Genomic DNA, 25438 nt, shown 5'->3' on the forward strand with positions numbered 1-25438 from the left:
CCCCCCGGGGGGGGCGCCCGGGCGGGAAGGGGGAAACCCCGGGGGGCCCCCCCGGCAGGACGGCCGGGCCCCCGCCCTCTGGTTCGCCACTAGATGGTGGCGGTGTCGATCACGAAGCGGTAGCGGACGTCGCTCGCCAGCACCCGCTCGTAGGCGTCGTTGATCTCGGACGCGCTGATCAGCTCGATCTCGGCGCCGAAGCCGTGCTCGGCGCAGAAGTCCAGCATCTCCTGGGTCTCCTGGATGCCGCCGATGCCGGAACCGGCGAGGGTCTTGCGGCCGCCGATCACGGAGAAGAGGTTGAGCTTGACGGGCTCCTCCGGGGCGCCCACGTTCACGAAGGCGCCGTCCGTCTTCAGCAGGGACAGGTAGGCGTCCAGGTCCAGCGGGGCGGACACGGTCGACAGGATCAGGTCGAAGGTGCCGCGCAGTTCCTCGAAGGTCTTCGGGTCGCTGGTGGCGTAGTAGTGGTCGGCGCCCAGCTTCAGCCCGTCGTCCTTCTTGCGCAGGGACTGCGACAGGACGGTCACCTCGGCACCGAGCGCGTCCGCGATCTTGACGCCCATGTGGCCGAGGCCGCCCATGCCGAGGATCGCGACCTTCTTGCCGGGGCCGGCGTTCCAGTGCTTGAGCGGGGAGTACGTGGTGATGCCGGCGCAGAGCAGCGGCGCGGCCTCGTCCAGGGAGATGCCGTCGGGGATACGGACGGTGTAGTTCTCGTCGACGACGATCTTCTCGGAGTAGCCGCCGTAGGTCGGCTCGCCGTTCTTGTCGAGGGCGTTGTACGTACCGACGCCGCCTCCGGTGCAGTACTGCTCCAGGCCGGCCTTGCAGTTGTCGCACTCGCGGCAGGAGTCGACGAGACAGCCGACGCCCACGCGGTCGCCGACCTTGAACTTGGTGACGCCGGAGCCGACCTCGGAGACGATGCCGGCGATCTCGTGACCCGGCACCATCGGGAAGATCGCCTCGCCCCAGCCCTCCCGGGCCTGGTGGATGTCCGAGTGGCAGATACCGGCGAACTTGATGTCGATCAGGACGTCGAACTCACCGACCGGGCGGCGCTCGATGGTGGTGCGCTCCAGCGGAGCCTTGGCGGCGGGAGCGGCGTACGCAGCAACAGTGGTCATGCCGGGGGTTCTCCTAAGGAGTGGTATGTCCTGTGCCCGGCTGCCTTCGGTCGGGCACGCTGTACAGCCTGCCCCAGGGGAGAGCCTTCACCCAGGTCACGGCTTTGCGTACGTCCGCTGGTCCTACTACTGGCGGGGTCAGGTTCACCGGCGTACGACCGTGAATACTGGACGTATGGACGAACAGCCCTCCCCGCCCCTGGACCGGCGTGCCGAGCTCAGCGAGTTTCTGCGCACCCGCCGGGCCCGGCTGAAGCCGGAGGACGTGGGGCTGCCCGACTTCGGCCGGCACCGCCGGGTGCCCGGGCTGCGGCGCGAGGAGCTGGCGCAGCTGGCCGGGGTGTCCGTGGCGTACTACACACGCCTGGAACAGGGCAACGGACGGAACGTGTCGGCGGAGGTACTCGACGCGATCGCCCGCGCCCTGCGGCTGACGGACGCCGAGCACGCGCATCTCACGCACCTCGCGAAGCCCAAGGCGCACAAGAAGAAGCAGTCGGCACGGCCACAGCAGGTACGGGGCGCGCTGCGGCAGCTGCTGGACTCGATGGACGGCGTCCCCGCGTACATCAGCGGGCGACGCTCGGACATCCTGGTCTGGAACCGGATGGCGGCGGCCGTGTTCGGTGACTGGTCGGAGCTGGCGCCGCATGAGCGGAACTGGGCGCGGCTGGTGTTCCTGAAGCCCGAGTACCGCGATCTGTACGTGGACTGGGAGCAGAAGGCGATCGACATCGTCTGTCTGCTGCGCATGGACGCGGGCTGTCACCCGGACGACCCGCGACTCTCGGCGCTGGTCGGCGAGCTCTCGGTGAAGAGCGAGGACTTCCGGCGGCTGTGGGCCACGCACGACGTGAAGGAGAAGAGCCACGGGGTGAAGCGGCTGCGGCATCCGCTGGTGGGTGATCTCTCCCTCCAGTACGAGTCGTTCCGGCTGCCCGACGACAGCGAACAGTCGCTGGTCACCTACCACGCGGAGCCGGGGTCCGCCTCGGCGGAGGCGCTGCGGTTGCTGGCCAGCTGGGGCACGGACGCGACCCGCGCGGGCACGACGACGCCCCGGTAGCCCCGGCCCCCCTTTGTACGTTCTTCGCCTGCAGGTGGGTGGGGGTTGCTCGCGCAGTTCCTCGCGCCCCTGAAGCCGGGGCTTCGCCCCGGATCCGCGGGTGTCAGGGCTGGTACGGCGGGGCCGCTCCCCAGGTCCACCTCGGTACCGGCTGGTCACCCGGAGGGGTCGCGTCGGGGGCGGAGAAGTGGACGGCCAGCCGCGTGCCCCATTCCGCGTAGGCGAGGAAGGCGGAGCGGAACTCGGCGTCCGTGGGCAGGCCCGCGTCGTCCGCCGCGTCCTGGAGCAGGTTGACCCACCGGCGTCGCTGCACCTCGGTGATGTTCTTGCCGAGGTGTTTGGCGACCATGTGGCCATGGCCGCCCTGGGCGTCGGAATAAGCAGGCGGCCCGCCGAAGACCTCGCCGAGCCAGAGGGCGACGTGGGCGGCGTGTTCGGGGGCGAGGCCGGAGAAGACCGGTGCGAGGACGTCGTCCTTGAGGACCTTGTCGTAGAAGACCTCGGTGAGGCGGGCGAAGGCCTCGGCGCCCCCGGCCCAGGTGTAGAGGGTGGGGACCGACGCGCCCGGGCCCCGTACCGTCGTCGGCGTGTAGTGGCGCATCTCCTCGATGTAGGGGATGTAGGGCCGGATCTCGGCGAGGAAGCCGGGGAACAGCTCCGACTTCCGGAATCCCTCGACGTGGTCCTCGGTCGAGGTCCAGGTGATCCGCAGGACGAAGTGCTCGAAGTCCTCCTCGCAGCGCGCCAGCTCGTAGTCCACGCAACTCGGCGACGCGGCGAGCTGGGCCGCGGCCCGCGTGTAGGCGGCCAGGAATTCCGCGGACTTCTCCTCGGGAATGCGATACCGGACGTACTCCACGGTCTGGTTGGTCATGGTGCCCACGGAAACACGGACGGCCCGCCGGAAGCTGCTCTTCCGACGGGCCGTTCGCTGTCGGCACACTTCACGTGGCCGCGCTACGGGATCACTTTCCGTAGTACGCGTTGTAGATGGAGACCGTCGACTTGTTGCCCTGCTTGTCGGTGATCTTCGCGTGGAAGGAGATGCCCTTCCCCTTCGCCGGGTTCTTGACGGTGATCTTGCCGTTCTTGACCTTGAGCATCTTCCAGGTCTGGCCGTAGTCGTACGAGACGTAGACGTACAGCGACTTGAGGTTCTTGCCCGCGGCCGAGCCCTGCACGGAGACCGGGATCGTGACCGTCTTGCCGGCCGCGACACGGCTGTCGAGGCCGGTGGTGGCGTTGAAGCGGACCGTGGAGGTGGGCAGCTTCGAGAAGTCGGCCTTCTTGGACTTGAAGGTCCAGCTGGCGTCGATCCGCGTGGAGGCGGCGGCGACCTTCACCGTGCGCTTGACCGAGGTCGTGAGCTTGTAGGTGGCCTCGGCGGCCGGGACCTTGAACTCCTTCATCCCGACGAGCGGGTCGTCGTTCGAGGCGACCTTCGCGCCGTTGCGGTACAGCGTCGTCGTCACGGACGTGTACAGCGACGAGCCCGGGTGACCGCTCCCGTCGGCGAACAGCGGCAGGTAGCCCGAGATGCTGTTGCCGTCCCGGAAGACGCCGTAGTCCGCGTTGATCTTCGGACCGAAGACGGCCGTGTTGTACGTCCTCGTGTAGCTCTTGCCCGCCTTGAAGGTCTGCGGGTAGTCGTCCGTGTAGTAGGCGTCGATGATCGGGGTCCCGGTGGCGTCGACGCCCGCGTCCTGCTCGAGGTCGAACGCCCACTGGACCTTCTCACCGGTCGACACGTACAGCGTGCGCGAGGCCGGCAGCGTCTGGGGGACCCCGACGCTCATGCTCTCGTCGTCGGGCAGGAAGCCGTACGCGGTGACCGCGCCCGTCTTGCCCGAGGCCGCGGCCCCGAGGTTCGCCTTCACCTTGGCCAGCTCGCTCGCCTTGTAGTGCTTGACGTGCGCGCCCTGGAGCTTGGTGGTCCTGGTGCCGGTGAAGGTGTCGTACTCGGTGCCCGCACCCTTGGTCCACTGTCCGGACCAGCTCTGGAAGAGGCCGGAGGAGACCGCCGGGCCGACGTGCGCCACGCGCACGTCCTGGAAGGAGGCCAGGCCGATGCCCATGCCCATGCCGGTGGCGTCGTCGAAGTAGTCGACGAGGGCCGACAGGGGCTTCGCTCCCGCGTCCGGCACCGTGATGTCGGCGCCCTTGGCGGTACGGGCGTCGAGGGTCACCGTGGTGTTCTTGGTGACGCTCAGCCGGGGCTGGATCAGCCAGTCGACCCCGCCCTTCGCCTGGACCAGGTCCTTCACGAAGAGGGAGTTGAGCACGTACTTGCCCTTGGGAACACGCAGGGTCGCGGTGTCGGCCGTGCTCTGCGACGTGTAGTCCCGGGCCTCGCCGACGCCGGAGTAGCCCGCCAGGTCGGTGAGGTGCGTGGGCGTCTCACCGGCACGGTTGACGTACTTGAAGGTGACGTCGTACGACTCCACCTCGCGCTCGACCGCGACGGCCGTGCGCACGGCCTGGCCGCCGCCGCTCGCCGTCACGTACGCCGAGTACGCGCCGTCGAGGGTGCCCCCGAGCTTCGTGTTCGTGGTGACGTCGACAGAGGCCTTGCCGCCCGCCGGGACGGTGACCGTCTTGGCGCCGAGCGCGAAGAAGCCCGCCGGAGCCGCCTGGCCCTTGGGGTTGGTCGCGGAGATCGCCAGGGTCAGGGTGACGTCCTTCGTACCGAGGTTGCGGTACGTCAGCTGCTTGGTCGTCGCCGTGTCGTCGGTGTGCGGCCACTGCGCGACGCCGAAGCTCACCGAGGACGGGTCGGCGATCACGGTCTGCTTGATCGCCTTGTCGACGGCGATCCGGCCCGAACCCTGCTGGAACGGCGTGTACTTGCCGCCCTTCGCGGAGCCCGTCAGCGCACTCTTGAGCTCGGTGTACGTCCAGTCCGGGTGTTCCTGCTTGAGGATGGCCGCGGCGCCCGCGACATGCGGGGTCGCCATCGACGTACCGGAAATGGTCAGGTAGCCCGCGGGCTTCTCGCCGACCTCCTGGTCGATGAGACTGCCCGGGGCCGCCGCCGCCGTGATGTCCACGCCGGGCGCGGTGACGTCCGGCTTGATGGCGCCGTCGCCGACGCGCGGGCCGGTGCTGGAGAAGGCCGCCAGCTTGTCGTTGTCGTCGACGGCGCCGACGGTGAGCGCGGCGTCCGCGCTGCCGGGGGAGCCGATCGACTCGGGGCCCTCGTTGCCCGCCGCGATCGCGAAGAGGATGCCCTTCTCGGCCGAGAGCTTGTTGACCTCGGCCTCCAACGGGTCGATGTCGGGGGTGTCCTGGCCGCCCAGGCTCAGGTTCACGATGTCGGCGCCCTGCTCGGCCGCCCACTCCATGCCCGCGAGGATGCCCGAGTCGTCGCCGCTGCCGGTGTCGTCGAGGACCTTGCCGTTGAGGATCTTCGCGCCGGGCGCGACACCCTTGTACTTGCCGCCCGACTTGGCGCCGGTGCCCGCCGCGATGGACGCGACGTGGGTGCCGTGGCCGAAGTGGTCGGTGGCGTCGGCGGCGGCGGAGAAGTTCTTGGACTCGATCACCTGGGTCTTGAGGTCCGGGTGGCTCGCGTCGACGCCGGTGTCCAGGACGGCGATCTTGACGCCCTTGCCGTCGTATCCGGCCGCCCATGCCGTGGGGGCGCCGATCTGCGGCACGGACTTGTCGAGGCTCGCCTTGCGGACGCCGTCCAGCCAGACGTGCGCGATGCCGGAGGCCGTCTTCCCGTCGTCGGTGACCGCGGACCACAGCTCGGCCGCGTCCCGCTGCGGCGTCTGCACCGCGTCCGCGTTCAGGGCCTTCAGGCTCCTGCGGAGCGTGCCGGCGTCGCGGACGTCGGCCTTGGCGGCCGCCGCGGCTCCCCGGTAGCCGACGATCACCTTCAGGCCCCGCTGCTGGGACTTGCGGACCGCCGCCTTGTTGAGCTCGGTGACATCGAAGAGCCGCCGGTCGAGCTTGCCGCCGGCTATGAGCGCCTGGGCGTCGGCCGGCACCACCAGCGTGTGGCCGTCGGCCTTGCGGATCTGCACGGGCACGTGCTCGCGGCCCTTGGCCCGCTCGAAGCCGACGACGCGCCCCTTGGCGTCGACGACCACCCGGTCACCGGTGATCAGGGTGATGCGGTGCTTGGCCGTGATCCCGGCCGCTTTCCCGGCCGCGGACACGCCCGCGGTGCGCTGCTCCGCCCGCGCCGACGCCGGGCTGGTCATACCCGCCGCCAGCGCCACGGACGCCGCTATGGCAATGGTCGCCGCGCACGCTCTTTTCACTTGTCTGCGCAAGTCTCCCCCTGGAGATCAGGTCCGGACGAATCCCCGTTCATCCGGTCGGGGGAAGCCTCGTACGCATGCACGTACACCCCCCGGAATACGCAAGTATGCCCGGGGGGTGATCGCCCTCTCAATAGCGGGGTGAGGGTGAAGAGTTGACGGAGTTGTTCCGCTAAGCCCCCGCACGCTCCTTTTGCGCTTCTTTAAGCACCCGCGTTTTCCTTGACGGAGATCTTCCCCTTGCGAATCGTCGCGAGGCGCGGGGCCTTCTTCGCGATCGAGGAATCGTGCGTGACCATGATGAAAGTGAGCCCGTGCTCCTTCCACATGGCCTCGAGCACCTCCATGATCTCGTCGCGCATGGACTCGTCGAGGTTGCCGGTGGGCTCGTCGGCGAGCAGCACCTTCGGCTGCTTGACCAGGGCGCGGGCGATCGCGACACGCTGCTGCTGGCCACCGGAGAGCTCGGCGGGCAGATGCCCGAGCCGCTCGGCGAGTCCCACCGACTCCAGTGCGTCGGCGGCCCGTTGCCGCCGTTCCTTCACCTTCACACCGAGGGGTACGAGGGCGGTCTCCACGTTTTCCTGGGCGGTGAGCGTGGGAATCAGGTTGAAGCTCTGAAAGACGAATCCGATGTTCTCGCTGCGTACTTTGGTGAGCTTCGCCTCGGACAGTTTGGCCATGTCCGTGCCGTCGAGTTCGACGCTGCCCGCGGTGGGCCGGTCGAGACCGCCGAGCATCTGGAGAAGGGTGGATTTTCCGCCACCGGTCGGGCCCTGGATGACGAGCCGGTCGCCGTCCGCGATGGTCAGGTCGACCCCGGCGAGCGCGTCGACCGTCTCCTTGCCCCGGGTATAGCGCTTGGTGACGCCTCTGAGTTCGTACATGGTGCAACTCCTGGATGAGGTGAAGGGGGTGCCCGGTACAGCGAGCAGCAGTGGGCAATTTCGGGCACCCCCTTGAGAGGGGCTGGGCCTATTCGACGCGGCGCAGGGCGTCCGCGGGGCGGAGTCGGGAGGCGCGCCAGCCGCCGAAGGCGCCGGCGATCAGACCACCGGTGATGGCGAGGGCCACCGCGCCGACGATGGTGCCGAGGCTGACGGGCGCGGTGAGCGCGACGTCGAGGGCCTTGGCCGCGGCCTGCCGGCCGGGACCGCCGAAGCCGCCACCGCCGCCGGGGCCGCCCTGGCCTCCGCCGCCGCCCGAACCGCCCACCTGCGCCTGCAGGGTGGGGCTGATCTCGGTGACGACGTAGGCGCCCGCGAGGCCGATCGCGATACCGAGGGCGCCGCCGACCAGACCGTTGACCATGGCCTCGCCGACGACCTGCCGGGTCACCCGGCCCGACTTCCAGCCGAGCGCCTTCAGGGTGCCGAACTCGCGCACGCGCCGGGAGACGGCGGAGGAGGTGAGCAGGCCGGCGACCAGGAACGCGGCCACGAGCACCGCGATGGACAGCCACTTGCCGACGTTCGACGCGAGGCTGGAGGCGGTGGAGAGGGAGCCGGAGACGGTGGACGCGAGGTCGGCGGAGGTGGTGACCGTCGTCCCCGAGATGTTCTTCTGGATGGTGCTCTTCACGCTGGAGATCTGCTGCGAGTCCGACGCCTTGACGTAGATCGTGGTGACCTTGTCCTTGGAGCCGCTGAGCGTCTGCGCCTGCTTGAGCGGGATGTAGAGGTTGGCCGCCGCGTCACCGCTGTCGGGCGTGGCGATGCCGATGACCTTGTACTTGACGCTCTTGATGGTGACGGTGGAACCGACCTTGAGCTTCTTCTCCTTGGCGTACGAGACGTCGGCGACGACCACCTTGGCGTCGGTCTCGGACGTCTGGAACGTACGACCGCTGGTGATCTTCGAGGAGGTCAGCGGGCCGAGGGCGGGCTTGGTGACGTCGGTGCCGTACACCGAGTAGTTGTTGACGTCGAAGTTGGCGCCGCCGCCCTCGACACGGCCCTGCGGGGACTGCTGGGCGTTCGGGCGCCCGCCCCCCTGGCCGGTGCCGCTGTTCTGGTTCTGCTGGAACTGACCCCGCGTGAACTGGCCGTTGATCCTGATGACCTGGAGGCTCAGTCCGCCGACGGAGTCCGCGACGCCCTTCTGGGAGTCGACCTTGGTGACCGTGGAGGCGGCCAGGGTCTGGAAGCCCTGCACCATGACGCGGTCGCTGCTCTGCTCCTTGGTGGAGCCGTTGTCGTTCGCGTCGAAGTTGAAGCGCGGGCGCTGGCTGGTGCTCGTCGCCGGCGCCGCCGCCTTGGTGACGGTCATGTCCGTACCCAGTCCGTACAGCGACTGGAGGACCTTGCCCTGCGCCTTCTCCATGCCGGACGACACGGAGCTGACCACGATGACCAGGGCGATGCCCAGGGCGAGTCCGGAGGCGACGACGAGCGCCGCCTTCCTGCGGCGGCGCAGTTCGCGCCTCAGGTAGGTGAAGAACATGGCGGAAAGCTAGGTACGGCGCGTGATGGCGCGATAAGCCCCGCATAAGAGAAGGATGAGAAGGCTGTGGCAGCCCGGGAATTCACCTGTGGGCCCCCGAGGAATCCTGTGCACCCGCCAAGGCCGACGGCCCGCACCCCTGGCGGGGTGCGGGCCGTCGCACTGAGCGGCCGTCGCGTTCGAACGACAAAGACCGCAACCATCAATTGAGCAACCCCCACGGCGAGCAACCACGTCCGCGAGAGCGGCGGCGGTTTAGCCGCAAAGAGGGGGCTAGGCGGCTGAGCCGGCCTTCCAGGCGGACCAGCTCAGGTTCCAGCCGTTGAGGCCGTTGTCCGGGGCGATGGTCTTGTCGCCGGTGTTCTTGACGACCACGACGTCACCGATCAGCGAGTGGTTGTAGAACCAGGCCGCGGGCGTGTTCGGGTCGTTCGCACCCTTGGTGTCGGACAGACCCACACAGCCGTGGCTGGTGTTCACCGCGCCGAAGATGGACTTCGCGCCCCAGTAATTGCCGTGGATGAAGGTGCCGGAGTTCGACAGACGCATGGCGTGCGGCACGTCCTTGATGTCGTACTCGCCCTTGCCGTCGGTCTTCGTGAAGCCGACCGTCGAGCCGTTCATCCGGGTCTCCTTGAACTTCTCGGAGATCACCATCTGGCCCTGGTACGTCTTGTGCTCAGGGGATCCCGAGGAGATCGGGATCGTCTTGATCGTCTTGCCGTCCTGCGTGACCTTCATCGTCTTGGTCTGGGCGTCGACGATCGAGACCTGGTTGCGGCCGATCTTGAAGGTGACCGTCTTCTGCTGCACGCCGTAGACACCGCTCGCGCCCTGGACGCCGTCCAGGTTGAGCTTGAGGGTGACGGTGGAGCCGCCGGTCCAGTAGTTCTCGGGACGGAAGTCGAGGCGGTTGGCGTTGAACCAGTGGCCGACGACCTCCTGGCCACTGCTGGAGGAGACGGTGATCCCCTTCTGCACGGCGGCCTTGTTCGTGATCGCCTTGTTGAAGTTGATCGAGACCGGCATGCCGACGCCGACAGTGGAACCGTCCTCCGGCGTGAAGTTGCCTATGAAGCTGTTCGCCGGGGAGACCGTGGTGAACGAGGCGTTCTCGTGGGCGACGAGGCCCGCGGAATCGGTGGCCTCGGCGGCCACCTTGTACGTGGTGGCCCGCTCGAGCGGGGAGGCGGGCTTCCAGCTCGTCTTGTCGGCGGATATCTGACCGGACACCGGCGTGCCCGACTCGGTCGTCATGGTGACGGCCGTGAGCGTGCCCTTGCTCACGGTGACCGCCGCGGCGTTGTTGATGGAAGCGTTGTCGGAACCGTCCGCAGGCGTGATCTTGATCTGGGCCTCGGAGCTCTTCTTGGCCGCCGCCGCATCGGCCTGGGCCTGCGAGGTCTCGCCGTCCGAGGCACTGGCCTTGCTGCCGTCCCCGCTGCTGCACGCAGAGAGCACCAGCACTCCGCCGAGCAGTGCGGACGCGGCCATCAGACCCTTGCGCCGCTTACTGTCCGTCATCACACGCTTCTCCATCGTTGCCGAATCACCTGGAACCACATGAGCCCCGTTCGAACCATCAACGCTACGACCGGTTCGTCCCATTCCACACACTTTCGAGGTGTGCGTAACACCACCTCGATCCACGGCGTCAACCGAATCGACCCGAGCCGACGGACCCCGATCGAGTGGTACCGACAGCCGGACCGAATTCTGGTGCGGAGGTGGTCGGTGCGTCGTCGGAGACGACAAAACCCCGGGCAGCGGTTGCCACCCGGGGTCACGTTTTCCCCAAGAGGCGTCAGCCGACTCCGACTTCCTCGTCGTCATCCTCGTCGCCATCATCCTCGTCTAGATCCCATTCCGGCGAATCGGGGTCGTAGTCGATCGGCTCGCTGCTCCAGGAAGCCTGGGCGAGGTCGACCCCGGGCACCTCGCTGACCAGGTCGAACGGGTCTACGAGATAGGCGAGGGCCTCGGCAGTGTCTTCCGTCACTGCGTTCTCGGCGTGGGTGCGCTCGTCGGCCGGCAGGCCGGAGTCGTCCGCGATGCGGCGCAAGGCGGCCTTGGTGACGGCGTCCGCGTCGTCGACTTCCAACACCAGCTCCACGCGAAGCCGGACAAATCGTGATGTCTCAGGAGTACTCATGAGACGGAGCGTACGGCCCGTGGCTCCCGCGACTTTCCCACGACCCGCGCCTTTCATTAGCATCGGCCCACACGGCCAATTCGCCAGCGCCACAAGGGGATCGATATTACGTGTCCGCCGCTCGTCGCTCGTTGCTGACCGCCACCGCAGCGGGAACCCTTCTGGGGGCCCTGTGGTTCGTCCCGTCCGCCAACGCGACTCCGGAAAAGCCTGCTCAGCACAGCAACATGTCGACGAACACCACGTCGAGAACCGCGCTGCAGGTCTCCACCGAGTCGGGCGACACCCAGTCGGGCGCCGCCGACGCGAGCGACGCCGGAGCGAACGACACGGGCTCCGACACCACCGGGTCGCAGGACAGCGGGACCCGGCTCGCCGACACCGGAAGCGTCAACACGACGCCGTACGTCGTCGGCGGAACCCTTTTCCTGGGCCTCGGCGCCGGCTTTGTGACCTACTCGGTGCGCCGGGAGCGCACGGCGGCCTTCTGAGCGCGACGCTCCGGCCCGGAAACCCACGGGATACCCATGCGAGACCTGACCGAGCTGACTGATGTCGAGGAGCCCGCATGGCCGCTCCTCTCCGAGGCGATCTCCAACAGCAGGGTGTCCATGGATGTGCTGCCGGTGGACCCGGCGCAGGCCCGTGGATCCCTGCTGCAACTGCAAACCACCGCGCGCTCCTCGCTCGGCTCCTTCGTGCTCAACTGCGGCGGGGTACTGCTGGACAGCGGCTGGCTGCGCATCTACGGCAGCCCTGAGGACGACGCGCCCCCGGGGACGCCGAGCTTCGCCGAGGTCAACGACCTCCCCGAGCGGTTCGACCCGGCATGGCGGCCGGAGGGCGGGCTCGTCATCGCCCATGACGTCCTCGGCGGCGTCTTCGTGGTCAACGGAACCGACCCCGCGCAGGCGAACCGCCCCGGCGGTCCCGGCGAGGTGCTGTACTTCGCGCCGGACTCGCTGCGCTGGGACGCGCTCGGCGTGGGCCATGCGGACTGGCTCAGCTGGCTCCTGGACGAAGACGGCATAGAGCAGTTCTACGACACCCTGCGCTGGCCCGGCTGGCGCGCCGAGACGGGGCCCATGCCGGGGTCCCACGGGATCACCTTCGACCCGGTCCTGTGGACGGCCGCCAACCGCCGCGACCTTCCCGCGGCCCGCCGCCGCGCCATCCACATGTCGGACCTCATGGACCTCCACCGAGGCACCGGCCTGGAACTCGACAAGATCGACCCGGGCTTCCTGGGCAACTTCGACTACTGAGAAGTTGCCGGGCTCCTGGGGGCGCGCCCCCGGGAGCGCGCCCCCCGGGGCGCGCTCTAGGGGCGCGGGGAACTGCGCGACCAGCCCCCACCGGCCCGCAGATACAAACGAACCGGGCTACGCCGCGCGACGTCCGCCGCCCTGCCCGCCACGCTCCGTACGCCGCTGCTGCGGGGCACGCCCACGACCACCGGAGCGACCCGCACCCCCCGTACCGCCGCCACCCGTGCCGCCACCGGCCGTACCGCCGGCGGCACGCCGCGGCTGACGGCCCTGCGACTCCGAACCCGCACCCGAACCCGTTCCGGCCGGACGCCTCGCCCCGCCTCCGACCCGCGGCCGTGACCGCTTCTTCGGCTGTTCGGCCTGCTGCGGCACCTCGATGACGACCGGGACGCCGGAGGGCTCACGGGCGCCGGTGAGGCGGGCGAGCTCCTCGTCGCTGGACGCGATCCGCGCCGTGCGCGGGGTGATGCCGGCGTCGGCCATCAGCCGCGTCATCTCCCGCCGCTGCTCGGGCAGTACGAGGGTGACGACGCTGCCGGACTCACCGGCCCGGGCGGTACGTCCGCCGCGGTGCAGGTAGTCCTTGTGGTCGGTCGGCGGGTCGACGTTGACCACGAGGTCGAGGTCGTCGATGTGGATACCGCGCGCCGCGACGTTGGTGGCGACGAGCGCGGTGACCTGACCGTTCTTGAACTGGTCCAGGGTGCGGTTGCGCTGCGGCTGGCTGCGCCCGCCGTGCAGCGCGGACGCCCGGACGCCGTTGGCGAGCAGCCGCTTGGTGAACCGGTCGGCGCCGCGCTTGGTGTCGACGAAGAGGATCACCCGGCCGTCGCGCGCCGCGATCCGCAGGGCGACGGCCTTCTTGTCGGTCTCGTCGGCGACGTGGAGCACGTGGTGCTCCATGGTGGTCACCGCACCCGCCGAGGGGTCGACGGAGTGCACCACGGGGTCCGTGAGGAACATCTTCACGAGCCGGTCGATGTTCTTGTCGAGCGTGGCCGAGAAGAGCAGTCGCTGACCGCCCGGCTCGACCTGCTTGAGCAGCGCGGTGACTTGCGGCATGAAACCCATGTCGGCCATCTGGTCGGCCTCGTCGAGGACCGTGATCGCGACCTGGTCGAGGACGCAGTCGCCACGCTCGATGAGGTCCTTGAGCCGCCCGGGGGTGGCCACGAGCACCTCGGCGCCGCGCCGCAGCGTGCCGGCCTGCCGGCCGATCGACATCCCGCCGACGGCCGTGGCCACGCGCAGGTTGACCGCGGTGGCGTACGGCGTGAGGGCGTCGTCGACCTGCTGGGCGAGTTCGCGCGTGGGGACGAGGACGAGTGCGAGCGGCGCCTTCGACTCCGCCCGGCGACCCGCCGTACGGGCCAGCAGGGCGAGTCCGAAGGCGAGCGTCTTGCCGGAGCCGGTGCGGCCACGGCCGAGGACGTCGCGTCCGGCGAGGGAGTTGGGCAGCGTCGCGCCCTGGATCGGGAAGGGCTCGGTGACGCCCTGCGCGGCGAGGGTCTTGGTGAGGGCCGCCGGCATGTCGAGCGCGTCGAAGGAGTCGACGGCGGGCAGCGCCGGGGTGATGGTCTCGGGCAGGGAGAACTCCTGCGGCGCCACGGCCTTGCGGGCCGGGCCCTTGCCCGTGCCACGGCCGCCGCCGCGGCCCGCGCCCTTCGCGAAGCCGCCGGTCTGGGCGCCACCTCGTGCGTTTGCCGGCCGCTTACGGACGGGACGTTCGGATCGAGTCATGCTGGATCTGGATTTCCTTCCTGGGCCCCACGGACTGCACGCACAGCGCTCGCAACTGACAAGCACTCACAGCACGAGCCGGGACCCGCACCCCGAAGGTGCGGGCCCCGGCTCTGGAAAAGCGCGTCCCCGAAATCAGGCGGGGATGATGTTCTCCGCCTGCAGGCCCTTCTGGCCCTGCGCGACGTCGAACGAGACCTTCTGGCCCTCCAGCAGCTCACGGAAGCCGGAGCTGGCGATGTTGGAGTAGTGGGCGAAGACGTCGGGGCCGCCGCCGTCCTGCTCGATGAAGCCGAAGCCCTTTTCCGAGTTGAACCACTTCACGGTGCCAGTTGCCATGTTTTTCTCCTGAATAGGTAGGGCCCCAATCCGGAGATGCACCGGGAAAAGCCGGAGATGCCGGTAAAACAAAACGCGCCTGCGGAGGATTCCGATCAGGCGCACAAAGTAAATGGGTACCAAAAACGTATCAATGAGACAGTAGCACACTTCGGGCCGCCCCTGTGACAGCGGCGGCCCGAAGGTGCTCCGGTCAGGCCAGCGGTCCGGTCACCGGCTCCACCGCCGCCACCACCCGGCCGCCACGCACGAACGCGTCCGCCGCCTCCAGGTCCGGGGCGAGGAAGCGGTCGGGGCCCGGGCCCTGGACGCCGGCCGCGCGGACGGCCTCGATGACGGCCTGCGAGGCGGGGGCCGGGGTCAGGCCCTCGCGCAGTTCGATCGCGCGGGTGGCCGCGTACAGCTCGATCGCGACGATACGGGTGAGGTTGTCCACGGCGGTGCGCAGCTTGCGCGCGGCCGACCAGCCCATGGAGACGTGGTCCTCCTGCATGGCGGAGGAGGGGATGGAGTCCGCGGACGCCGGTACGGCGAGGCGCTTCATCTCGCTCACCAGCGCCGCCTGGGTGTACTGGGCGATCATCAGGCCCGAGTCGACGCCCGCGTCGTCCGCGAGGAACGGCGGCAGACCGTGCGAGCGGTTCTTGTCGAGCAGCCGGTCGGTGCGGCGCTCGGCGATCGAGCCGAGGTCGGCGGCGGCGATGGCGAGGAAGTCGAGGACGTAGGCGACCGGGGCGCCGTGGAAGTTGCCGTTCGACTCGACGCGGCCGTCGGGCAGCACGACCGGGTTGTCCACGGCGGAGGCGAGTTCGCGCTCGGCGACGAGCCGGGCGTGCGCGAGGGTGTCGCGTCCGGCGCCCGCGACCTGCGGGGCGCAGCGCACGGAGTAGGCGTCCTGGACACGCGGGGCGTCGTCCTGGTGGTGGCCGGTGAGCTCCGACCCCTTCAGCACGGCCAGCATGTTGGCGGCGCTGGCGCTCTGTCCCGGGTGCGGGCGGATGGCGTGCAGCTCGGGGGCGAGGACCTTGTCCGTGCCGAGGAGGGCTTCGAGGGAGAGCGCGGCGGTGACGTCGGCCGACTTGTAGAGCGTCTCCAGGTCGGCGAGGGCCATGACCAGCATGCCGAGCATGCCGTCGGTGCCGTTGAGGAGGGCGAGGCCCTCCTTCTCGCGCAGTTCGACGGGGGTGATGCCGGCCTCGGCGAGCAGCTCGCCCGCGGGCCGTACGACACCGTCGGGGCCCTCGGCGTCACCCTCGCCCATCAGCGTCAGCGCGCAGTGGGAGAGCGGGGCCAGGTCGCCGGAGCAGCCGAGCGAGCCGTACTCGTGGACGACCGGGGTGATCCGGGCGTTGAGGATGTCGGCCATGGTCTGGGCGACCTCGGGCCGCACACCGGTGTGCCCGGAGCAGACGGTCTTGAGCCGCAGGAACATCAGCGCGCGGACGACCTCGCGCTCCACGTGCGGGCCCATGCCGGCGGCGTGCGAGCGGACGATGTTGCGCTGCAGCTGGGCGCGCAGCTCCGGGCTGATGTGCCGGGTCGCGAGGGCGCCGAACCCGGTGGAGACGCCGTAGACCGGCTCCGGCTTGGCGGCCAGCGCGTCCACGATCTCGCGGGCCGCGGCGAGGGCCGCCACCGCCTCTTCGGAGAGCTCGATCCGGGCGCCGCCGCGCGCCACGGCGAGTACGTCGGACGCGGTCACTCCGGACGTCCCCACCACCACAGTGTGCATATCCATATTCAGGAGCGTACGCAGTGAATTCGATGATGTCACTAGTGGGTGGGCGGTTGACCCCTTACTTCGACGTACGTCACACACGCCCGCGCGGACTCAGGGGCGGGGGTGCTCGTGACGCCCACGGAAGCGGCGGCGTTCCGCCCGCGCCGGGGAGGGCGCGTCGGCGAGACGCACGACCGGGTCGTCGGGGCCCTCGCGCCCGGCGACGACGGGCTTCGCGGCCCGTACGGCCTTCGCGCGGTACTGGGCGGCGTCGGCCAGCCGGAAGAGCCGCCGCGCCGAGCGCACCGGACCGATCGGGTCCGCGGTCGAGGCGACCCCGCACGCCACCCCCTCCCCCGGCTCCAACTCGGCGGCGCGGCGGCAGAGTTCGTCGGCGATGCGGACGACCTCGTCGGCCGGCGGCCCGACCGCGAGCAGGCAGAACTCGTCACCGCCGAGGCGGGCGGCGAGAGTGCCCGGGAGCATCGCCCCGCACAGCGACAGCACCGATCCGAACCGCTCCAGGAGCCGGTCGCCGACGGCGTGCCCGCGGGTGTCGTTGACGTTCTTGAGTCCGTTGAGGTCACAGACGACGAGGCTGACCGCGGCCCCTTCCTGCCGGTGCAGCTCGATGGCCTCGTCCAGGCGTACGTCGACCGCGCGGCGGTTGGCGAGTCCGGTGAGGGCGTCCGTGAACGCGAGGCGCCGGGCCTCCTCCAGGCGCTCGGTCTGGGCGAGCCCGGCGGCGACGACGGAGGCCAGCACGGTCGCGAAGTCCGCGTCGGCCCGGTCGAAGACGGGTGCCGTGACCGGACGGGCCACATACAGCTCGCCCCACGCCCGCCCGTGCAGCACGATCGGGGCGACGACGCAGCAGCCGCGGCGGCGCCGACGCAGGGCGGCGACCCTCCCCCAGCCAACGCCGGGAGGTGCCCCGTGGCAGTAGCCGACGGGACCGGCCGCCGGCCCGTCGGCGGTCTCCACCCAGGCGTTCGGGCCACCGCCCCCGGCCCAGCGCTCGTGCAGGAACTCGGTGATCTCCGGGAACTGGTGCACGGGGTAGGCCTCGCCCTCCGGGAACTCCTCCTCGTCCGGCGCGCGTTCGCCCACGTTCGCCAGGACCCGCAGCCGGCCGAGCTCGCGCTCCCACACGGAGAGCGCGGCGAAGCTCCCGGCGAGCGCGTGGCAGGCGCCGAGCGCCGCGGCCCGCCAGGTATCGCGCGGGGTGTGTGCCGCCGCCATCCCCTGCGCCAGCTCCACCACGGCCCTCAGCCGTCTGTCCTCACCCATCACTCCAGGCTAGGGATATTCACGATGATTCGGGACATTGGTGAGGCGAACAGGGGTCCGAGTGGCCGTACCGGCCGGAGGGCACCGGGAAGCGTGGGGGGCTACTCCCCCGGCCACTGCGGCGGGCGCTTCTCGTTGAACGCGGCGACTCCCTCCGCGCGGTCCCCCGAGAAGGCGACGGACCGCCAGGCCGCGTCCTCCACCTCCAGGCCCGCGCGCAGGTCGAGCCCGTGCCCGAGTCGCAGCGCACGCTTGGCGGCGCGCAGGCCGACGGGGGAGTTGGCGGCGATGCGGGCGGCGAGGGCGAGGGCTTCGCTACGGTCCTGGCCCGCGTCCACGAGTTCGTCGACGAGGCCCAGCTCCCTCGCCTCGCCCGCCTCCAGCCGCCGTGCCGAGAAGATCAGCTCGGCCGCGCGGGCCGCCCCGACCCGCCGCGGCAGCAACTGCGTACCGCCGCCTCCGGGAATCACCCCGACCGACACCTCGGGCAGCCCGAGCACCGCCGTACGGTCGGCCACGATCAGGTCGCAGGACAGGGCGAGCTCGAAGCCGCCGCCGAGCGCGAAGCCGTGCACGGCGGCGATCGTCGGCATCGGCAGCTCCAGGACGCCGGTGTACGCGGCCCGTGCGACGGGGCGCTGGCGGACCAGGTCGGCATCGCTGAAGGAGTTGCGCTCCTTCAGGTCGGCGCCGACGCAGAAGGCGCGCTCGGCGGTGGAGGTCAGCACGACCACGCGTACGTCGCGCTCGCCGCCGAGCGCCTCGCAGGCGGCCGTGATGGAGCGGGCCATGTCCGTGGACACGGCGTTCATGGCCTTCGGCCGGTCGAGGGCGAGCTCCGCGACGTACGCGTGCCGCCGTACGACGACGAACTCCCCGAACCGCCGCTCGTCCCCTTGCTCCGCCATGACACCCTCCCGGTGAACGGTTAACGCGGGTTAACTCCCGATGCCTCCGATCATCGCAGCCACTCCCGCCCGGCGAAACCCGTCCCCTCGCCTCCCCTCGCCCCGCACTCCCCGTTCGAGTGACATCCCGCCCAACTCCCGCCCCACGCCCCCAAAACGCGCATAACCTGCGCACCACCCGGTGCTTCGGGGGGCGCGGGCACGTCGGGGAGGGATGACCATGACGAACGGCACGACGACAGACGTGACGAGGCCGTCGAGAACACCGCCGGACACGGGGCCCTCCGGGGGTTCGGCGGCTACGTCGGCGAGGTCGTCGGCGGCCCCCTCGCGGCCCGGCGACGCGGCATCCCGCCGGGCGGCGCGTGTGCCGACCGCCAACCCGTTGATGGCACGGGTCCCGGGCGGCCGCCCCGCGGCGGGGTCCCCGGCACCCGGCCGCGCTCCGGCGGCGCGTAGGGCAACGGCCGATCCGATGGCCGGTCGCCCGGCCGCCGACCGCACGACGGCGGATCCCGGGCCGACCGATGGCGTGTCCGTGGGCCCGGCGGGGGCCGGCGGCGCGGCAAGCCGCCCCGGGGCGGCCGGTGCCGCGCGGGCGGGCCGGGCCGTGGCCGTCGAGCCGCTGATCAGCCGCACTCCCGCCGGTCGCCCGGCGGCAGACCCCGCACCCGCCGCCGGCGCCTCGGCGAGCCTCGCGGAGGGCGAGGCGGTCGGTCCGCTCCGGGAGCGGGGCGGCCGGGGGCGGCACCGTAAGCCGCGGCCCCGGCGGGCGCTGTTCGCCGTGGGTGGGCTCGCGCTGGCCGCGGGGGCGTTGAGTCTGGCGCGGATGGCACCGGAGTCGGTGGTCGGCGGCGGGAGCGGGAACACGGAGGCCGAGCCGAGGCCCGGGGTCGCCACGGACGAGGCGCTCGACGCCGCGCCGACCGTCTGGGCCGTGCCCTCCGCGCATCCGGCGTCCCCGGGCCCGACCGGCGCGCAGGGCGGGGCGAGCGCGACCCCGACCTCGGGCGTGAGCCCGGCGCCCACGGCACCGTCGACGGCCGCCTCGCCCTCAGCGACGGCGACGATCCCGTCCGCCCGGGCGAGCGCCCCCGTGGGGAGCGTGCCGGACACGACCGGCATCCCGACCGCGCCCGTCGTCGTACCGTCGCAGCCACACACGCAGCCGACACCGGCCCCGAGTCCCACCACCCACACCCCGGCGCCCACCCAGAACCCGCCGGGTCTGTGCGTGCCGATCGTCGGCATCTGTGTGAACGATCTGGCGGGCCCCGCCGGAGGCCATTGAGGGAAACAGGGTCTACTGAAGGTCTATTGAGGGAATCAGGGCCTACGGCTGGTCGCCGTTTCGGCGGGCCAGCAGCCACGGTTCGACCACGCCGAGGCCGCGGACGGGGCGCTGCCACATCGGCTGGAGGGCGAAGCGGTAGACGGGCGGCTCCTCGCCCTCCTTCTCCGCGGCGGCCGCGGCCTCGGCGGCCTCCGCCTCGGAGGCGGGCGCGTCCGCGGTGCGGATCAGTTCCTCCGCGAAGGCGCCGTCCACCAGGACGGCATCCCGTGGCGCTATCGACGTGAGCCGCGAGGCGAGGTTCACCGTCGTACCGAAGACGTCGCCCATGCGGGTCGTCACGGTGCCGAAGGCGATGCCGACGCGCAGCTCCGGCATCGTCTCGTCGTTGGCCATCGTCTCGATGAGGCGCAGGGCGATCTCGGCGGCGATCCCGGCGTCGTCCGCGGCGTACAGCACCTCGTCACCGAGGGTCTTGATGAGGCGCCCCCCGTGTGCGGCCACCAGGTCGGCGGCGGTGGTCTCGAAGGCCTCGACGAGTTCGCCGAGTTCCTCCTCCTCCATCCGGCGCGTCAGCCGCGTGAAGCCGACGAGGTCCGCGAAACCGACGGCGAGGCGGCGGTCGACCATCTCCTCGTCGTCGCCGGCCTGGACGACTCGGCCGGTCGCGGCGGCGAGCTGGCGCCGCCAGACGTAGACGATGAACTCCTCCAGCTCGGGCAGGAGCAGCTCGATCAGGGGGTACGTGACCTCGGTGCGCGTCATGCCCGGCTCGGGGGGCTCGGTCAGGCCCTCCAGGAAGGAGTCGATCTGCCATTCGGCCAGGCGGGCCGTGGTCTGCCCGGTGGAGCGGGCGACCTGGACCGCCATCGCCTCGCTCAGCAGGCCCGCCTCGACGAGACCGGCGAGACGCCGCAGCGCCAGCACGTCGGCCTCGGTCAGCGCCTTGGCCTGGCCGATGTCGGCGAAGCCCATGGCCCGCCAGAAACGCGAGGCCAGTTCCATGGAGACGCCTGCGCTGCGGGCGGCCTGGAAAGGGGTGTAGCGGCGCTCGGCGCCGAGGATGAGCGTTTCGAGGCGCAGCGCGAGGGGGTCCTCGCCGGAGTCGACGGACTCCTCGTCCATCCGGTTCTGCGCGTCCAAGCGGCTCTGTCCGTCCATCCGCCCGGTCGTCTCACCGGTCAGCCCGGCGGTCCTGTCGCCGGCCATGTCACCGTTCGTGTCGACGCGCGCGGGCGCCGGGTCGGTGACCGGCCCGGCGGTACGCCCCGGCTCACCGTCGGGGGCGGGGTGTGCACCCGTGCCGGAGCCCGTGTCGTCGACGGTCACGCCTGCTGCCCTTCCGATCTGCCGTGGTCAGGTATCGACCGCGCTCAACTCTACGGCAGGTGTGCGCTGGCTCACTCCTGACTCGTACGCCCGGTCGGAGCTCGGCACCACGATCGGTTCCGGGCCCCACCGCTGAGTACGGTCCACCGACCTCCTCGGCTCACGCCGGCCGCAGATGAACGATGTCCCCCGCTCCCACCGGCTGCTGTACACCCTCCTCCGTGGCCAGGACCAGACGGCCGTCCCCGTCGACCGCCACCGCCTCCCCGGTGATCGACGTGCCGCCGGGCAGTTCCGCACGCACCACCCTTCCGAGGGTCGCGCATCCCGCGGCATACGTCTCCTGGAGACCGGAGGCGGCGGGGTCGCCACCCGCGTCCCGCCACTTCTCGTACCACTGCTCCAGGGAGCGCAGGACGGCCCGCAGCACGGTGTCACGGTCCGTGGTCGTGGCGCCCGCGAGGGCGAGGGAGCCCGCGCCGGGCACGGGGAGTTCGTCCTCGCGCAGGGTGACGTTGATTCCGATGCCGACGACGACCGCGTCGTTCCCGGCGCGCTCGGCGAGGATGCCGCCCGTCTTGCGCTCCTCGCCGCCCACCGTGACCAGCAGGTCGTTGGGCCACTTGAGCGCCGTGTCGACACCCGCCACCTTGGACAGGGCCGTGGCCACCGCGACCCCGGTGAGCAGCGGGAGCCAGCCCCAGCGCTCGACGGGAACCCCGGTGGGCCTCAGCAGCACGGAGAAGAACAGGCCCGAGCGGGCCGGTGCCGTCCACTGGCGGTCCAGGCGGCCCCGCCCGGCGTTCTGCTCCTCGGCGACGAGGACGATGCCCTCGTCGGCCTTCTCGTCCGTGGCGAGGGCCACGAGGTCGGAGTTGGTGGACCCGGTGCGCGGCGTGACCCGGACATCACCCCAGAGCCCGCCCTCGCGCACCAGAGCCCGGCGCAGGGCGGTCCCGTTCAGCGGTGGACGGTCCAGGTCGGACCACCGGTTGTCGTTCGCGTCTGAAGCATCTCGCGGCGTCATGCAACCCACCCTAGGTGTGGTAAACGCCGCACTGCCGAACGGTATCGACACCACTACCCTACGAGTCAGTAGCAACCCCCTGAGCACATCACCCTCATATTCGCACTGAGCAGGCAGGGAGCCGCATCCCGATGTCCGAGCCGGAAGAGCTGCACCACCCCGACATCCACACGACCGCGGGCAAACTCGCGGACCTGCGGCGCCGCGTCCAGGAAGCGACGCACGCCGGCTCGGCACGCGCTGTCGAAAAGCAGCACGCCAAGGGCAAGTTGACGGCCCGTGAGCGGATCGAGCTGCTGATCGACGAGGGCTCGTTCGTCGAGCTGGACGAGTTCGCACAGCACCGCTCGACCGACTTCGGCATGGAGAACAACCGGCCCTACGGCGACGGTGTCGTCACCGGCTACGGCATGGTCGACGGCCGTCCCGTCGCCGTCTTCTCCCAGGACTTCACCGTCTTCGGCGGCGCCCTGGGCGAGGTCTTCGGCCAGAAGATCATGAAGGTGATGGACTTCGCGCTGAAGACCGGCTGTCCGGTCATCGGCATCAACGACTCCGGTGGCGCCCGCATCCAGGAGGGCGTCAGCGCGCTCGGCATGTACGGCGAGATCTTCCGCCGCAACACCCACGCCTCCGGCGTCATCCCGCAGATCTCGCTCGTCGTCGGCCCCTGCGCGGGCGGTGCGGTGTACTCCCCCGCGATCACCGACTTCACGGTCATGGTCGACCAGACCTCGCACATGTTCATCACGGGGCCGGACGTCATCAAGACGGTGACGGGCGAGGACGTCGGCTTCGAGGAGCTCGGCGGCGCGCGCACCCACAACGCGGTGTCGGGTGTGGCCCACCACATGGCGGGCGACGAGAAGGACGCCATCGAGTACGTCAAGCAGCTGCTGTCGTACCTGCCGTCCAACAACCTCAGCGAGCCCCCGGTCTTCCCCGAGGAGGCGGACCTCGCCCTCACGGACGAGGACCGCGAGCTGGACGTGATCGTCCCGGACAGCGCGAACCAGCCGTACGACATGCACACGGTGATCGAACACATCCTGGACGACGCCGAGTTCTTCGAGACCCAGGCGCTTTTCGCGCCGAACATCCTCACCGGCTTCGGACGGGTCGAGGGCCACCCGGTGGGCATCGTCGCCAACCAGCCGATGCAGTTCGCCGGCTGTCTGGACATCGACGCGTCCGAGAAGGCGGCCCGCTTCGTGCGCACCTGCGACGCCTTCAACGTCCCCGTCATCACCTTCGTGGACGTCCCCGGCTTCCTCCCGGGCGTCGACCAGGAGCACACGGGCATCATCCGCCGCGGCGCCAAGCTGATCTACGCGTACGCCGAGGCGACCGTCCCGCTCATCACGGTCATCACCCGCAAGGCCTTCGGCGGCGCCTACGACGTCATGGGCTCCAAGCACCTGGGCGCGGACCTCAACCTCGCCTGGCCGACCGCCCAGATCGCGGTGATGGGCGCGCAGGGCGCGGTGAACATCCTGCACCGCCGCACCATCGCCACCGCCGAGGACCAGGACGCCACCCGGGCCCGCCTGATCCAGGAGTACGAGGACACCCTCCTCAACCCCTACACCGCGGCCGAGCGCGGCTACATCGACGCGGTGATCATGCCGTCCGACACCCGCTCCCACGTCGTACGGGGCCTGCGTCAGCTGCGTACGAAGCGGGAATCACTCCCTCCGAAGAAGCACGGCAACATCCCGCTCTAGAACCCCGGACCCTTGGGAGCAGACATGACGATCAAGGTCGTACGGGGCAATCCGACCCCGGAGGAGCTGGCCGCCGCTCTGGCGGTGGTCAGAGCGCGCGCCGCGGCGGCCACCACGCCACCCGGCGCGCCCGGCACCCGGGACTCCTGGTCGGACCCGTCCCGCATAGCCGCCCAGCACCTGCCCCAGCCGGGCCCCACGGCCTGGACGCGCACGTACTGGCCTGCCTAGAAGCACCCCGCCACCTCCTCGGCCATCACCTCGTACCCGGCGTCATTGGGGTGCAGGTGATCGCCGAAGTCGTACATACCCCGTAGCCGATCCGGATCCCCCGGATCGGCCAACACCCCGTTGAGGTCCACCACCGCGTCCCACTCCCCCGCCCCGAGAATCCACCCGTTCACCTCACGGCTCACCTTCGCCGCCCGCTCCCCCCAGTGATCGGACCCCCCGAAGGGGAGCAGCGTCGCCCCGATCGCCCGCAGCCCCCGCCCACGCGCCTGCCGTATCAACTCCCGGTATCCGTCGATGAGTTCAGCGGCCTCCACCACCGGCGCGGGCTTGTACGTCGGCTGTTCGTCCGTCTCGCTGAACCCGATGTCGTTGAGCCCCAGCAGCACGACGACCGCCTCGACCCCGGACTGGTCGAGAACGTCCCGCCCGAACCGCCGGACGCCCTTCTCCCCGTACCAGGCGGAGTCGTTCAGCAGCAGGTTCCCGCCGATGCCCGCGCCCAGAACGGGCCGCCCCGTGCGCTCGGCGAGCGCGTCCGACCAGCGGCGGTTCGCGCCCGGCGTCGAGCCGAACCCGTCCACGATGGAGTCCCCGAAGAGCACGACACCGTCCGTACGGCCGCCCGCGTCGACCTCGACGGCCGACAGGAAGTACCAGGACGCGCTCGTCTCGCCGAATCCGTCGCCGTCGAGGTCGTCGAGGCGGTCACCCTCGCCCCGGTGGCTCGTCGCGAAGGCCTGGGCGTGGAAGGTCGCGGGCCCGGTGACGGCGTCGAGGTGCAGGGTGACGGTCACGGACTCCAGGGCCTCCACCACGAGTTCGGCGGGGTCGCTGGCGACCTGTCCGCGCGCCGGGATCTCGACGCCCCCGGCCCCCTCGAAGGTGAGCCGCCGCAGCGAGCCGGGCTCGACACCGGCTCCCGCGCCCGCACGGGCCACGGTGGCCCCGGCGATCCGCAGCGGCGAGGCGCCGTACGCGTTCGACAGCCGTATACGAACCCGGCCGCCGCCCGCCCCGACGCGGACGACCTGACGCAGGGACTGACACCAGAAGCCCTCCTGGGACCAGTTGGGGGTGAAGCCCACGGCGGGGAGCTGGGGCGATGCGGTCCAGGCGGTGGTGAACACGGCGACTACCTCTCCAAAAGGGACCAGAGTTCCTTTAGTGAATGCCATGACCGTAGCAGGCGGACGCGCGCTAAAGGAACCCTGGACCCGTTTAATCGGGTCGAGGGCAAGTTGAGTACGCGTACTCAGGCGGTCGGCGCCCTCGCCGCCGCACGATCGGAGGCATGCTGTGGTCCGACCCGGAGAACGAGCCGCCCAAGGAACTGCGCGACATGCAGGAGATGTTGCGGCGACTCGGCCTTCTCATGGCGTTGGCCATGCTGCTCGCGATGATCGTCCTCGGAGTGATGTGATCGGCGCGAGGTGATCGGCGCGAGGTGATCGGCGCGAGGTGATCGGCGCGAGGTGATCGGCGCGAGGTGATCGGCGCGAGGTGATCG

Annotated in this window: 22 protein-coding genes; 7 read left to right on the forward strand and 15 right to left on the reverse strand. The window is 70.6% G+C overall.

Features of this window, described 5'->3' with window-relative positions; translation table 11 throughout:
* Positions 1 to 89: 89 nt before the first annotated feature.
* Positions 90 to 1130 carry an NAD(P)-dependent alcohol dehydrogenase gene (locus tag KVT44_RS21605; RefSeq protein WP_099920940.1) on the reverse strand — a complete coding sequence of 347 codons (1041 nt, stop codon included), beginning with the start codon at positions 1128 to 1130 and terminating at the stop codon, positions 90 to 92.
* Positions 1131 to 1305: 175 nt separating this feature from the next.
* Here KVT44_RS21605 and KVT44_RS21610 point away from each other — a divergent pair, with 175 nt between their 5' ends.
* Positions 1306 to 2196 carry a helix-turn-helix domain-containing protein gene (locus KVT44_RS21610; protein ID WP_190172184.1) on the forward strand — a complete coding sequence of 297 codons (891 nt, stop codon included), beginning with the start codon at positions 1306 to 1308 and terminating at the stop codon, positions 2194 to 2196.
* A 103-nt stretch (positions 2197 to 2299) separates the two neighbouring features.
* Here the strand turns inward: KVT44_RS21610 and KVT44_RS21615 are convergent, their stop codons facing one another.
* The 6 genes from KVT44_RS21615 to KVT44_RS21640 all read right to left on the reverse strand — a co-directional run bounded on the left by KVT44_RS21615 (position 2300) and on the right by KVT44_RS21640 (position 11058).
* Positions 2300 to 3070 carry a group II truncated hemoglobin gene (locus tag KVT44_RS21615; RefSeq protein WP_099925419.1) on the reverse strand — a complete coding sequence of 257 codons (771 nt, stop codon included), beginning with the start codon at positions 3068 to 3070 and terminating at the stop codon, positions 2300 to 2302.
* A 91-nt stretch (positions 3071 to 3161) separates the two neighbouring features.
* Positions 3162 to 6464: a S8 family peptidase gene (locus KVT44_RS21620; protein ID WP_308314064.1), complete on the reverse strand. Its 3303-nt coding sequence runs from the start codon at positions 6462 to 6464 to the stop codon at positions 3162 to 3164.
* A 203-nt stretch (positions 6465 to 6667) separates the two neighbouring features.
* On the reverse strand, positions 6668 to 7351 hold the full coding sequence (locus KVT44_RS21625) for an ABC transporter ATP-binding protein (protein WP_075032373.1): 684 nt from the start codon (positions 7349 to 7351) through the stop codon (positions 6668 to 6670).
* A gap of 88 nt (positions 7352 to 7439) precedes the next feature.
* On the reverse strand, positions 7440 to 8906 hold the full coding sequence (locus KVT44_RS21630) for an ABC transporter permease (protein WP_054234748.1): 1467 nt from the start codon (positions 8904 to 8906) through the stop codon (positions 7440 to 7442).
* A gap of 273 nt (positions 8907 to 9179) precedes the next feature.
* Positions 9180 to 10445, reverse strand: coding sequence for an Ig-like domain-containing protein (locus tag KVT44_RS21635; RefSeq protein WP_190172183.1), 1266 nt, complete (start codon positions 10443 to 10445; stop codon positions 9180 to 9182).
* 265 nt (positions 10446 to 10710) lie between these two features.
* Positions 10711 to 11058 carry a hypothetical protein gene (locus KVT44_RS21640; RefSeq protein ID WP_099920944.1) on the reverse strand — a complete coding sequence of 116 codons (348 nt, stop codon included), beginning with the start codon at positions 11056 to 11058 and terminating at the stop codon, positions 10711 to 10713.
* 110 nt (positions 11059 to 11168) lie between these two features.
* Here KVT44_RS21640 and KVT44_RS21645 point away from each other — a divergent pair, with 110 nt between their 5' ends.
* On the forward strand, positions 11169 to 11549 hold the full coding sequence (locus KVT44_RS21645; protein ID WP_099920945.1) for a cell wall protein: 381 nt from the start codon (positions 11169 to 11171) through the stop codon (positions 11547 to 11549).
* A gap of 36 nt (positions 11550 to 11585) precedes the next feature.
* The gene (locus tag KVT44_RS21650; protein ID WP_217568189.1) at positions 11586 to 12323 is read left to right on the forward strand and encodes a DUF2625 family protein; all 738 of its coding nucleotides are present in this window, start codon (positions 11586 to 11588) and stop codon (positions 12321 to 12323) included.
* Positions 12324 to 12440: 117 nt separating this feature from the next.
* On the opposite strand, the gene KVT44_RS21655 is transcribed toward KVT44_RS21650, so the two are convergent.
* From KVT44_RS21655 to KVT44_RS21675, 5 genes are all read right to left on the reverse strand, one after another.
* Positions 12441 to 14069: a DEAD/DEAH box helicase gene (locus KVT44_RS21655; protein WP_099920947.1), complete on the reverse strand. Its 1629-nt coding sequence runs from the start codon at positions 14067 to 14069 to the stop codon at positions 12441 to 12443.
* Between the two features lie 135 nt (positions 14070 to 14204).
* Positions 14205 to 14408, reverse strand: coding sequence for a cold-shock protein (locus KVT44_RS21660; RefSeq protein WP_028803001.1), 204 nt, complete (start codon positions 14406 to 14408; stop codon positions 14205 to 14207).
* 193 nt (positions 14409 to 14601) lie between these two features.
* Positions 14602 to 16140, reverse strand: a complete 1539-nt coding sequence (hutH, locus tag KVT44_RS21665; protein ID WP_099920948.1) for a histidine ammonia-lyase — start codon at positions 16138 to 16140, stop codon at positions 14602 to 14604.
* 99 nt (positions 16141 to 16239) lie between these two features.
* Entirely contained in the window at positions 16240 to 17418 is a 1179-nt protein-coding gene (locus tag KVT44_RS21670) for a sensor domain-containing diguanylate cyclase (protein WP_217568190.1), read from the reverse strand.
* A 101-nt stretch (positions 17419 to 17519) separates the two neighbouring features.
* Positions 17520 to 18326, reverse strand: a complete 807-nt coding sequence (locus KVT44_RS21675) for an enoyl-CoA hydratase/isomerase family protein (RefSeq protein ID WP_099920950.1) — start codon at positions 18324 to 18326, stop codon at positions 17520 to 17522.
* Between the two features lie 475 nt (positions 18327 to 18801).
* Between KVT44_RS21675 and KVT44_RS21680 the strand changes: the two genes are divergently transcribed.
* Positions 18802 to 19617, forward strand: coding sequence for a hypothetical protein (locus KVT44_RS21680; RefSeq protein ID WP_217568191.1), 816 nt, complete (start codon positions 18802 to 18804; stop codon positions 19615 to 19617).
* Between the two features lie 42 nt (positions 19618 to 19659).
* Here the strand turns inward: KVT44_RS21680 and KVT44_RS21685 are convergent, their stop codons facing one another.
* The gene (locus tag KVT44_RS21685) at positions 19660 to 20742 is read right to left on the reverse strand and encodes an adenylate/guanylate cyclase domain-containing protein (protein ID WP_229889303.1); all 1083 of its coding nucleotides are present in this window, start codon (positions 20740 to 20742) and stop codon (positions 19660 to 19662) included.
* 364 nt (positions 20743 to 21106) lie between these two features.
* Positions 21107 to 21973, reverse strand: coding sequence for a biotin--[acetyl-CoA-carboxylase] ligase (locus KVT44_RS21690; RefSeq protein ID WP_099920952.1), 867 nt, complete (start codon positions 21971 to 21973; stop codon positions 21107 to 21109).
* 131 nt (positions 21974 to 22104) lie between these two features.
* On the opposite strand from KVT44_RS21690, the gene KVT44_RS21695 reads away from it, so the two are divergent.
* Both KVT44_RS21695 and KVT44_RS21700 read left to right on the forward strand, forming a co-directional pair.
* Positions 22105 to 23697: an acyl-CoA carboxylase subunit beta gene (locus tag KVT44_RS21695; protein ID WP_190172178.1), complete on the forward strand. Its 1593-nt coding sequence runs from the start codon at positions 22105 to 22107 to the stop codon at positions 23695 to 23697.
* Positions 23698 to 23721: 24 nt separating this feature from the next.
* The gene (locus tag KVT44_RS21700) at positions 23722 to 23928 is read left to right on the forward strand and encodes an acyl-CoA carboxylase epsilon subunit (RefSeq protein WP_054234735.1); all 207 of its coding nucleotides are present in this window, start codon (positions 23722 to 23724) and stop codon (positions 23926 to 23928) included.
* Here KVT44_RS21700 and KVT44_RS21705 read toward each other — a convergent pair.
* Entirely contained in the window at positions 23925 to 25058 is a 1134-nt protein-coding gene (locus tag KVT44_RS21705) for an SGNH/GDSL hydrolase family protein (RefSeq protein WP_217568193.1), read from the reverse strand. The two genes, KVT44_RS21700 and KVT44_RS21705, sit on opposite strands and share 4 nt — an antisense overlap.
* A 164-nt stretch (positions 25059 to 25222) precedes the next feature.
* Here KVT44_RS21705 and mmpB point away from each other — a divergent pair, with 164 nt between their 5' ends.
* Entirely contained in the window at positions 25223 to 25351 is a 129-nt protein-coding gene (gene mmpB / locus KVT44_RS60065) for a morphogenic membrane protein MmpB (protein ID WP_096239832.1), read from the forward strand.
* The last annotated feature ends 87 nt before the right edge of the window (positions 25352 to 25438 follow it).

The organism is Streptomyces sp. GbtcB7 (assembly GCF_019091445.1).
Classification (GTDB): domain Bacteria; phylum Actinomycetota; class Actinomycetes; order Streptomycetales; family Streptomycetaceae; genus Streptomyces; species Streptomyces mirabilis.

What these genes read in the sequence shown, in the direction of transcription:
- KVT44_RS21690 (WP_099920952.1), bottom strand. Translation starts at nt 21,973, where the DNA reads ATGACGCCGCGAGATGCTTCAGACGCGAACGACAACCGGTGGTCCGAC.
- KVT44_RS21655 (WP_099920947.1), bottom strand. Translation starts at nt 14,069, where the DNA reads ATGACTCGATCCGAACGTCCCGTCCGTAAGCGGCCGGCAAACGCACGA.
- KVT44_RS21685 (WP_229889303.1), bottom strand. Translation starts at nt 20,742, where the DNA reads ATGGACGAGGAGTCCGTCGACTCCGGCGAGGACCCCCTCGCGCTGCGC.
- KVT44_RS21680 (WP_217568191.1), top strand. Translation starts at nt 18,802, where the DNA reads ATGGCCGGTCGCCCGGCCGCCGACCGCACGACGGCGGATCCCGGGCCG.
- mmpB (WP_096239832.1), top strand. Translation starts at nt 25,223, where the DNA reads ATGCTGTGGTCCGACCCGGAGAACGAGCCGCCCAAGGAACTGCGCGAC.
- KVT44_RS21675 (WP_099920950.1), bottom strand. Translation starts at nt 18,326, where the DNA reads ATGGCGGAGCAAGGGGACGAGCGGCGGTTCGGGGAGTTCGTCGTCGTA.
- KVT44_RS21670 (WP_217568190.1), bottom strand. Translation starts at nt 17,418, where the DNA reads ATGGGTGAGGACAGACGGCTGAGGGCCGTGGTGGAGCTGGCGCAGGGG.
- hutH (WP_099920948.1), bottom strand. Translation starts at nt 16,140, where the DNA reads ATGCACACTGTGGTGGTGGGGACGTCCGGAGTGACCGCGTCCGACGTA.
- KVT44_RS21640 (WP_099920944.1), bottom strand. Translation starts at nt 11,058, where the DNA reads ATGAGTACTCCTGAGACATCACGATTTGTCCGGCTTCGCGTGGAGCTG.
- KVT44_RS21615 (WP_099925419.1), bottom strand. Translation starts at nt 3,070, where the DNA reads ATGACCAACCAGACCGTGGAGTACGTCCGGTATCGCATTCCCGAGGAG.
- KVT44_RS21660 (WP_028803001.1), bottom strand. Translation starts at nt 14,408, where the DNA reads ATGGCAACTGGCACCGTGAAGTGGTTCAACTCGGAAAAGGGCTTCGGC.
- KVT44_RS21635 (WP_190172183.1), bottom strand. Translation starts at nt 10,445, where the DNA reads ATGGAGAAGCGTGTGATGACGGACAGTAAGCGGCGCAAGGGTCTGATG.
- KVT44_RS21625 (WP_075032373.1), bottom strand. Translation starts at nt 7,351, where the DNA reads ATGTACGAACTCAGAGGCGTCACCAAGCGCTATACCCGGGGCAAGGAG.
- KVT44_RS21700 (WP_054234735.1), top strand. Translation starts at nt 23,722, where the DNA reads ATGACGATCAAGGTCGTACGGGGCAATCCGACCCCGGAGGAGCTGGCC.
- KVT44_RS21605 (WP_099920940.1), bottom strand. Translation starts at nt 1,130, where the DNA reads ATGACCACTGTTGCTGCGTACGCCGCTCCCGCCGCCAAGGCTCCGCTG.
- KVT44_RS21695 (WP_190172178.1), top strand. Translation starts at nt 22,105, where the DNA reads ATGTCCGAGCCGGAAGAGCTGCACCACCCCGACATCCACACGACCGCG.
- KVT44_RS21650 (WP_217568189.1), top strand. Translation starts at nt 11,586, where the DNA reads ATGCGAGACCTGACCGAGCTGACTGATGTCGAGGAGCCCGCATGGCCG.
- KVT44_RS21630 (WP_054234748.1), bottom strand. Translation starts at nt 8,906, where the DNA reads ATGTTCTTCACCTACCTGAGGCGCGAACTGCGCCGCCGCAGGAAGGCG.
- KVT44_RS21610 (WP_190172184.1), top strand. Translation starts at nt 1,306, where the DNA reads ATGGACGAACAGCCCTCCCCGCCCCTGGACCGGCGTGCCGAGCTCAGC.